Here is an 8727-nt window from a genome sequence, read left to right as displayed (position 1 = left end):
GGTGTGGGGAGTGGGGTGTGGGGAGAAGGGTGTGGGGTGTGGGGTGTGGGGTGTGGGGAGAAGGGTGTGGGGTGTGGGGAGTGGGGTGTGGGGTGTGGGGAGTGGGGTGTGGGGTGTGGGGTGTGGGGTGTGGGGAGTGGGGTGTGGGGTGTGGGGTGTGGGGAGAAGGGTGTGGGGTGTGGGGTGTGGGGAGAAGGGTGTGGGGTGTGGGGTGTGGGGTGTGGGGTGTGGGGTGTGGGGTGTGGGGTGTGGGGAGAAGGGAGAATAAATAAAGGCAATCTCCTGAATCCTGACGACCGACGACCGACGACCGACGACCGACGTTAAACTAGAAATCGGTGCTCAAAAAAACTAGCCGTCCGAACCTGATGATTTCCTCCTTTCCCGTTCCTAATAGCTTAAATTGCGCTCAAATTCGCCTTGCCATTCGTTGCCTGCAGCCGCAATTAGTCCACTGGCGCCGACAAATACACCAAAAACCAGAACTAGGCTTTCAAGAACATCTCACCGCCTCCTTAATCAGTCAAACCCTGACTAAATACGGAATTGACCATCAAACCGGCATCGCCGGCACCGGAATTGTCGCCATCATCGAAGGCAGTCAACCGGGGCCAGTTTTAGCCCTGCGGGCCGATATGGATGCACTACCGATCGCCGAAGAAAACCAAGTCCCCTATCGTTCCCAACATCCGGGCCAAATGCACGCCTGTGGTCACGATGGTCACACAGCCATCGCCCTCGGCACGGCAGTTTATATAGCACAAAACCGTCACGATGTCAAGGGGACAGTAAAAATTATTTTCCAACCCGCCGAAGAGGGGCCGGGGGGGGCGAAACCGATGATCGAAGGGGGAGTGCTGAAAAATCCCGACGTGGACGGAATTATCGGGCTGCATCTCTGGAATAATATGCCTTTAGGGACAGTGGGCGTGAAAAATGGTCCCTTAATGGCGGCGGTGGAATGTTTCGATCTCCAGATTCAAGGCCGGGGCGGCCACGGGGCAATTCCCCATCAAACCGTCGATTCACTACTGGTGGCGGCCCAAATCGTCAACGCCTTGCAAACTATCGTCGCCCGCAACCTCAACCCCCTCGATGCCGCCGTAGTGACTGTGGGTAAATTAGCGGCGGGAACCGCTAGAAACGTGATCGCCGATAGTGCTAATCTCAGTGGGACAGTGCGCTATTTCAATCCCCAGTTAGGGGGCTATTTCCGACAACGGATGGAAGAAATTATCGCGGGCATCTGTCAAAGTCAGGGGGCTAGTTATCAATTCGATTACTGGCAATTGTATCCCCCGGTAATCAATCATGATCAGATGGCGGAATTAGTGCGCTCAATCGCCGCACAAGTGGTGGAAACCCCAGCCGGAATCGTTCCCGAATGTCAAACCATGGGAGGGGAAGATATGTCCTTCTTTTTACAGGAAGTACCGGGCTGTTATTTCTTCTTGGGGTCCGCCAATCCCGAATTAGGATTAACCTATCCCCACCATCATCCCCGCTTTGATTTTGATGAATCGGTGTTAGCCATGGGAGTGGAGATTTTTGTCCGTTGCGTGGAAAAATTCTGTAACTCTAAGACTTTCTAGAAATCCGTTCAAGGTGAACAGTTTTTGTCAAACCCGAAACCGCTAAACTGGTCACTGAATCAGACAGGTAAAAAAACCCATGAACAATAATACCCACGAAAACGATGCCCAACGGGTGAAAATCCTCAGCGAGGCCCTACCCTATATTCAAGAATTTCGCGGTCGTACCGTAGTGGTTAAATACGGTGGCGCGGCCATGAATAACAGCGATATCAAAGACACGGTCATGCGAGATATCGTTTTTCTCTCCTGTGTAGGGGTTCGTCCCGTTATTGTCCACGGCGGCGGTCCTGAAATCAATAGTTGGCTGGATAAATTAGGCATTGAACCCCAATTTAAAGACGGTTTACGCGTCACCGATGCCGACACCATGGATGTGGTAGAAATGGTGCTGGTGGGACGCGTCAATAAAGAAATTGTTGCCCTGATCAATCAAGCCGGCGGTAAAGCGGTAGGATTATGCGGTAAGGATGGTAATCTGATCACTGCTCGTCCCGTGGGTAAAGAGGGCATTGGTTTTGTGGGAGAAGTCAGCAGTGTCGATACTAGCGTCGTCGAATCCTTGGTTAATAGTGGCTATATTCCCGTGATTTCCAGTGTGGCCGCCGATGAAACCGGCCAAGCTCATAATATCAATGCCGATACGGTAGCCGGAGAAATAGCGGCGGCTTTAGGGGCAGCTAAACTGATTTTGATGACCGATACAGCTGGAATTTTAGAGAATTACAAGGATCCTTCCACTTTATTGGCTAAATTGGATATCCAACAGGCCCGGGAGTTGATTGAAAAAGGCATCGTTGCCGGCGGGATGATTCCCAAAGTTGGCTGCTGTGTGCGATCGCTAGCCCAGGGAGTTCAGGCCGCTCATATTATCGATGGTCGTCTTCCCCACGCCCTTTTACTGGAAATTTTCACCGATCTAGGCATCGGTTCCATGATTGTGGCCTCCAGTTATAGTAATCTATAGTAGTAATTACCGTACTTTTGGTTAAAAAGACTTGCCTAAAACCAGAGAGCCGGTGTACAAGTAAGTTAATAAACGCGCTTCTCGCTCCTTTGTAATGGCAAAAGTTTTAGTCTTGAGTTAGTTTAGTCGGGAAGCGCAGAATCCGAAGTTTTCATAGCAATTGAATTTATGACCAAACAAGCTGTAGCTCACCCGATGGTGAAGTTTCAACGCAAGGTTAGCAAGTGGATAGATGCAAAAGTAGTCAAACCTAGCGATAGTATCTGGAAACTGGCTCTTTTATACGGAGATGAGTGGGTATACTGGAAGCAAGAGTTGCTCGATTTCGGTTTCTCCATGCAAGACCCTCTCAGCGAAGTGGTAGCGGTAGAAGCTTGGGACGAAGAATAAGCGACCATCGACTCAAAAGCGGCTTTCTACTAGGACTATCCCCATGGGATCGACTCCGATTATCCTTTCCGCTCTGGTTATCTTATCCTTAAGTGCGAGTTGTTCTCCCCAGACAGAAACCCAACCACCGCCACCAGCAGCCCGTACTACTACCGTCAACGTCACCACGGCTAAACCGGCAACCAGCGGACGCAATCTCGATTACACGGGAACTACCCGACCTTTAAAAGTCGTTTCTCTGCGATCGCAAGCCACGGGTCAGTTACTCAATCTCGTCGTTGATGTGGGAGATGAGGTGCAATTAGGGCAAATCCTCGCTCGTGTTGATGATCGTCTCCTTGCCACCGTTGTCCGACAAGAAAAGGCTGCCCTATCGTCTCTAGAAGCAGAATTAGCCCGGGCGAGAATTGAAGTCAGTAACGCTGAAATTGAAGTGGAGCGCCTACAACTACAATACCAACAGGCCAAAAATGATGCCGCTCGCCTGCAAAAATTAGCCCTAGAAGGGGCGATTCCCCTGCAACAGGGCGAAACAGCCCAAACCACGGCGGCAGTGGCTTTAAAAGCCGTTAATAGCGCGCGATCGAGAATTAAAGTCGAGGAGCAGGTAGTGGCGGCAATTATCGGCAGAATTGCCGCCCAAAAATCGGTCATCGCTCAGGAACAACAACGTCAGGCCTACGCTATTCTTAAATCACCAGCGACGGGGATAGTGATCGAAAAACTGAAAGAGCCGGGGGATTTAGTCAGTATCGGCGATGAAGTCCTCAAAATTGGCGATTTTCAACAGGTCAAGGTGGTAGTATTATTATCGGAATTGGATTTAAAAACGATTAATTTAGGACAAAAGGTTAATGTCAGCCTTGATGCTTTCGGTGAGAGAAATTTTTCCGGTCGCATCACCAGGATTTTTCCCCTCAGCCAAGGCACGGCCCGGCGGATTCCCGTGGAGATTGCTCTACCCAATGGGGATGGTTTAATCAAAGGGGGATTATTGGCCCGGGTGCGGTTTAATAATAATTCTGCCCCTCAGGTGATTGTTCCCGAAACAGCAATTGTCGGTCAGGGGGAATCCTCGGCCATTTTCGTCCTTTCCGAGTCTAACTCGCAAGTGCAAAAACGTCCCGTTCGTCTCGGTCAAGCGCTCGACGGTCAAGTAGAAATTCTCACTGGACTTGAACCGGGGGAGCGTTTCGTCGTCAATAGTAGTAAACCTTTGCAAAATGGTGAAAAAGTCCGCATCAGTATCCTGAGTAATCCTTGATGAGTCAGGGGTTGGCGGCTTTTCAGTGATCAGTGAACAGTAATCAGTAGGGTGTGGGGTGTGGGGTGTGGGGAAGGAAACCTCTTTCATCTGTGGGGGTGAAAATTTTTTCATCGGGACTGACTCCTAACTCCTGTCTCCTGTCTCCTAACTCCTGTCTCCTGTCTCCTGAAAGTTTTTAAATATTTTTCAACATCAGCAAAGAGCGAGTTTGAAAGCCGAGATTTTGGTAGAGATTGAGAGCATTGTCGTTATTGATGAAGACTTGTAAACCGATGCGGGTTTGTCCGCGACTTTTTGCCCAATCCTTAGCTCGATCGATTAGTGCGCTGGCGATACCTTGGCGACGATGCTGGGGATCGACGTAAATTAGGAAAATATGACCATAGCGATCGCCTGTCACCTGATCGACGGCGCTCCCCATCCAGAGACAAGCGATCGCTGTTTGTTGTGCTTCGACGATCCACAGGGGAGTATCGAGGCAAAAAAACTGTCTGACTGTATCAGCTAGATGGGAGAGGTTTTTTTGTTCGGGAAAAAATTCTTCATAGGTGCGGGTGAGAAAATTAATTAGTAGATAGCGATCGCTCGTTTTTCCCAGTCGCAGCCGATAATCTTCGGGAAGGTTAGCCATGCCAAGGATAAGAGAAAATTATGCCCAGGGATGGCTCGATCGGAGCGGGTGCCGCTAAATCTGCCGGTAAAAAAATCCGGATGCCAGTGGCAACCAGAGCAACTAAAAACACGAAGATAGTCAGGAGCGGGGCGATATATTGCCGGAAAAAAGCCATAATTATTTGATCTGTAAACTACTATTCTTTCTATTTTAGGGATTGCCAGTTAAGATATCAGCAATTAAAAAAAATTCGCCCAAAAAAAGTGATCGGCATACCGATCACTAGAAACCGACAACTAGACTATGACTAAACACCGATTAAATCTAACGAAGGTGTAAATAGGCCGCCTCTGCTTCCAATTGACGTACTAAAGCTTCATTTCCCTGCGCTCTAGCTACTTCCAGTCGGTGTTGTAAATTTCTGCGGAGTGTTTCTCTATGAGCGACGGTGGCCTGTGTTAGGACTTGCTGACGATTTTTGTTCATGATGGACAGACTTTTGAGCGACTTAACTTACCTTATATCTAAATCATAACATTCTCCTTGGTAAACTGTATCTTTAGCTACTGAATTTAGCGTTAAGATTTATTAAAGCTGTTGGCCACCTTAGTGACAAGTCAATGACGGAACAGGCACTGATAACCCTTACTAGCGATTTTGGACTACGGGACGGTTATGTGGGCATTATCAAGGGAGTAATAGCGGGAATTGCCCCCCATGCTCGCACTATCGACCTGAATCATCAAATTTCGCCCCAAGACCTTTACGCTGGTCGTTTTATCCTCCTGAATGCCTATCAATATTTTCCCCAAGGCACTATTCATCTGGCAGTTATAGATCCGGGGGTAGGAAGCAAAAGACGCGGGGTAGGGATTCGTTTTGCCGGTGGTTATTTAGTTGGTCCAGATAATGGTTTATTTAGTGGCATTTTAAGCCAATCTACCGCTATATCCGCCGTTAATCTCAATAATTCTTCCTATTGGCGCACCCCTAACCCTAGCACTACTTTTCACGGTCGTGATATTTTTGCTCCTGTGGCCGCTTATTTGTCCCGGGGAGTACCCCTAGAAATGTTAGGTGAGATTATTGATCCCGATAGCTTGCAACAATTAGCGATCGCTGTTCCGCAAATCGAGGAAGATAAAATCAGGGGTCAAATTCAATATATTGACATTTTCGGCAATTTAATCAGCAATATTCCCGATTATCTCCTAGAGGGAAAAAATTGGTCAGTGCAGTTGGGGCCAAAAATTATCCCCGCAAAAAACACCTACAGTGATGTTCCTTCCGGAGAAATAGTCGCTTTTATCGGTAGTCACGGGGGGTTAGAAATTGCCGTCAATAGTGGTAGCGCCCAAAAGCAATTACACCTAAATATTGGCGATGCGATCGAGGTTAGAATAGATAGGAGTCAGTGATCAAAACTGATAACTGATAACTGATAACTGATAACTGATAACTGATAACTGATAACTGATAACTGATAACTGATAACTGATATAGCCTTTTAATCAATTCTCATACTAATATCTAACCAAGTAGAACGGGTAATCGGGGCGCTAGTGGAAATATAATCTACTCCTGTTTCGGCAACGTTGCGAATGCGATCGAGGGTAATATTTCCCGATGCTTCTATTTTGGTTTTACTATTAAAATTGCGGATCATCTCCACAGCAGTTTGCATCATCTCTAAATCCATATTATCTAACATAATGATCTCTACCTGCTGCTGTAGGGCCTGATTCACTTCTTCTAATTGGCTGGTTTCTACCTCAATTGTGAGAGGATAGGGCATATTTTGCCGTACACGACGCACTGCTTCCTCGATGCTGCCGGCTGCTTGAATATGATTATCTTTAATCATAATTGCATCATCTAACCCCAAACGATGGTTAATAGCGCCACCGATACCGGAGGCATATTTTTCTAAAATTCGCAATCCGGGGGTAGTTTTGCGAGTATCCACCAATCTTGTCGATAAATCGGCAATTTTCTCCACATATTTGCGAGTGGCACTAGCAATCCCACTCAAGCGCATAGCAAGATTTAAAGCGACTCTTTCCCCAATTAACAGCGCATCGAGGGAACCTTCTATCTCGGCAATAACTTTAGACTTGGGGCAGAATTCCCCTTCGGCAACGGTGGGGGTAAAGTGAATAGTGGGGTTAAGCAGTTGAAAAACTCGTTCAGCTACGGGTAAACCGGCAATAACTCCCGCTTCTTTGGCAATCCAAGTAGCTTGACCGATTTTAGCATGACCGAAGAAAATTGCTTGGGTGGTGCGATCGCCTCTACCGAGATCTTCTCGTAACCAGTTTTCTAACAAGGGATCAAGGACTAATAGGGGCGGTAACATAGAATTTATCGAAACAATCGGGACGTATTTATTTTAAGTTTAGGAATGTTTGACCTTTTTGTAAACTTTCTTTAATCGAAACTTATCCCTTCATAGATTAACTCGATCGCACAGTGAAAATCGAGACTAGATAGAATAATTTCTTCCCCTTGACTATAAGCGCAGTAAAACCAAATTTTATCTTCACCGCGACGATAAACCTCAACACTGATCGATTCGGGATCGACTAAAACGTATTCTTGTAAACTGGCAATCTGACGATAATATTGTAACTTTTTAGTGCGATCATAGTTTCCTGTGCTGGGGGAAAGCACTTCAATAATCACTTGTGGATGTTGAATAAAATTACGAGATTCTCTATCCCTAGAATCGCAACTAATCACCAAATCGGGATAAAAATAACGACTATTATTAGCTTGGACTTTCACATCAGATACATTGACTCGACAGCCTCGCGGACGGAGATGAAGTCTTAAAGCCGTATAAAAATTCAAGGTAATATCATTATGGGGCAGACTACCCCCGGTCATGGCGATAATTTCCCCATCAATATATTCATGGCGACATTCCTGGGTAGCGTCCCATTCTAGATACTCTTCCGGGGTCATTCTTTCTGGGTATTGAGGTTGAGCGATCATTTTTCTTTTTCCTTGTCAACTAACTAAATTAATATCCCATTTCCTTTTTATGTTATACCATTTTCTCGCCCGAAGATTGAAGAATAGTCATAATTAAGCGGTGACTGATTACCCTAATGATAAGATGGAGAGAGAAAGCATTATTGTCGCAGGTCGCTAAGATGACGAAAACAGTTGCCGATATCATGACTCCCAATCCCATCACCGTCACCGCTAACACTTCTCTATCCGAAGCAGTGAAAATTTTGGCCGAAAAGCGGTTTAGTGGTTTACCCGTGGTGGATGACAATATGCGACTGATTGGGGTTATCTCCGAAACTGACCTCATGTGGCAGGAAACGGGAGTAGAAGCTCCTCCTTACATTATGCTCCTCGATAGCGTCATCTATCTACAAAATCCTAGCCGTCACGAGAAATTACTCCATAAAGCTCTCGGTCAAACCGTGGGGGAAGTAATGACCGATAAACCTATTAGTATCACGGCTGACCGCCCTTTGAAAGAAGCGGCCTCGTTAATGTACGATCGTCATGTGCGTCGTTTACCGGTGATTGAGGAAGAAACCCACAAAGTAATTGGTATTATCACTCGCGGTGATATCATTCGCGATATGGCAAAATCCGAAGCATAATTGCTTTTCTAGGGCAACAATTAACTAAAAGGTCTTGAACAAATGAATCAATCTCAGGAAACGGTTACTTATTCCCTAGAAACTATCTTGATGCGGATTGAGGGAAAAATCGATTCTTTACAAAAAGATGTGACGTAACTGTTCAGGGGGTAGGGTTGATTCATGAATCAACCCTACAATGAATCAACCCTAGTTCAGGGGGGGACAAAATCTGATAATCTAAAAAGGCGTAGAAAAGAGCGGCTACTGTGGGAGAGTAGTATCCATGCCTCTAG

The 8727-nt window shown here is 46.6% G+C and carries 12 protein-coding genes and 1 pseudogene; 8 read left to right on the top strand and 5 right to left on the bottom strand.

All coding sequences use genetic code 11. The features are described 5' to 3' along the window. From O9334_RS18405 to O9334_RS18385, 5 genes are all read left to right on the top strand, one after another. A partial coding sequence (locus O9334_RS18405; protein ID WP_288001703.1) for a hypothetical protein occupies positions 1-327 on the top strand: 327 nt, incomplete at its 5' end. A gap of 41 nt (positions 328-368) precedes the next feature. Further along, complete coding sequence (locus O9334_RS18400; RefSeq protein WP_045361091.1) at positions 369-1592, top strand: M20 metallopeptidase family protein; 1224 nt, start codon at positions 369-371, stop codon at positions 1590-1592. A gap of 79 nt (positions 1593-1671) precedes the next feature. Further along, a complete protein-coding gene (gene argB, locus O9334_RS18395) occupies positions 1672-2559 on the top strand; it encodes an acetylglutamate kinase (protein ID WP_288001701.1) in 888 nt (295 codons plus the stop codon). A gap of 168 nt (positions 2560-2727) precedes the next feature. Further along, positions 2728-2949 carry a DUF4327 family protein gene (locus tag O9334_RS18390; protein ID WP_045361095.1) on the top strand — a complete coding sequence of 74 codons (222 nt, stop codon included), beginning with the start codon at positions 2728-2730 and terminating at the stop codon, positions 2947-2949. Between the two features lie 43 nt (positions 2950-2992). After that, positions 2993-4213, top strand: coding sequence for an efflux RND transporter periplasmic adaptor subunit (locus O9334_RS18385; RefSeq protein ID WP_288001698.1), 1221 nt, complete (start codon positions 2993-2995; stop codon positions 4211-4213). Positions 4214-4391: 178 nt separating this feature from the next. Here the strand turns inward: O9334_RS18385 and O9334_RS18380 are convergent, their stop codons facing one another. The 3 genes from O9334_RS18380 to pirA form a co-directional block, all read right to left on the bottom strand. After that, a complete protein-coding gene (locus tag O9334_RS18380) occupies positions 4392-4847 on the bottom strand; it encodes a GNAT family N-acetyltransferase (protein WP_045361098.1) in 456 nt (151 codons plus the stop codon). Then, entirely contained in the window at positions 4840-5004 is a 165-nt protein-coding gene (locus O9334_RS18375) for a DUF8624 family small hydrophobic protein (RefSeq protein ID WP_002760035.1), read from the bottom strand. Before O9334_RS18375 ends, O9334_RS18380 begins: the two co-directional genes overlap by 8 nt. A 149-nt stretch (positions 5005-5153) precedes the next feature. Then, complete coding sequence (gene pirA, locus O9334_RS18370) at positions 5154-5315, bottom strand: arginine synthesis PII-interacting regulator PirA (RefSeq protein WP_002733724.1); 162 nt, start codon at positions 5313-5315, stop codon at positions 5154-5156. A gap of 134 nt (positions 5316-5449) precedes the next feature. On the opposite strand from pirA, the gene O9334_RS18365 reads away from it, so the two are divergent. Further along, on the top strand, positions 5450-6247 hold the full coding sequence (locus O9334_RS18365) for an SAM hydrolase/SAM-dependent halogenase family protein (protein WP_288001697.1): 798 nt from the start codon (positions 5450-5452) through the stop codon (positions 6245-6247). An 89-nt stretch (positions 6248-6336) separates the two neighbouring features. Here the strand turns inward: O9334_RS18365 and nadC are convergent, their stop codons facing one another. Further along, positions 6337-7185: a carboxylating nicotinate-nucleotide diphosphorylase gene (gene nadC / locus O9334_RS18360; protein WP_045361102.1), complete on the bottom strand. Its 849-nt coding sequence runs from the start codon at positions 7183-7185 to the stop codon at positions 6337-6339. Positions 7186-7256: 71 nt separating this feature from the next. Next, positions 7257-7823 (bottom strand): Uma2 family endonuclease, encoded by a 567-nt coding sequence (locus O9334_RS18355; protein WP_045361104.1) that lies wholly within the window; start codon positions 7821-7823, stop codon positions 7257-7259. Positions 7824-7984: 161 nt separating this feature from the next. Here O9334_RS18355 and O9334_RS18350 point away from each other — a divergent pair, with 161 nt between their 5' ends. After that, positions 7985-8452, top strand: a complete 468-nt coding sequence (locus O9334_RS18350; RefSeq protein WP_012265148.1) for a CBS domain-containing protein — start codon at positions 7985-7987, stop codon at positions 8450-8452. Between the two features lie 42 nt (positions 8453-8494). Continuing rightward, positions 8495-8587, top strand: a pseudogene (locus tag O9334_RS18345) (polyhydroxyalkanoate biosynthesis repressor PhaR); the annotation flags it as partial. Between the last annotated feature and the right edge of the window lie 140 nt (positions 8588-8727).

The sequence above is a fragment of the Microcystis sp. LE19-8.1F genome, assembly GCF_027531715.1.
Taxonomy (GTDB): Bacteria; Cyanobacteriota; Cyanobacteriia; order Cyanobacteriales; family Microcystaceae; genus Microcystis; species Microcystis wesenbergii_A.
Note: the sequence above shows the minus strand (reverse complement) of the source record. Positions and strands in the feature narration are given on the sequence as shown.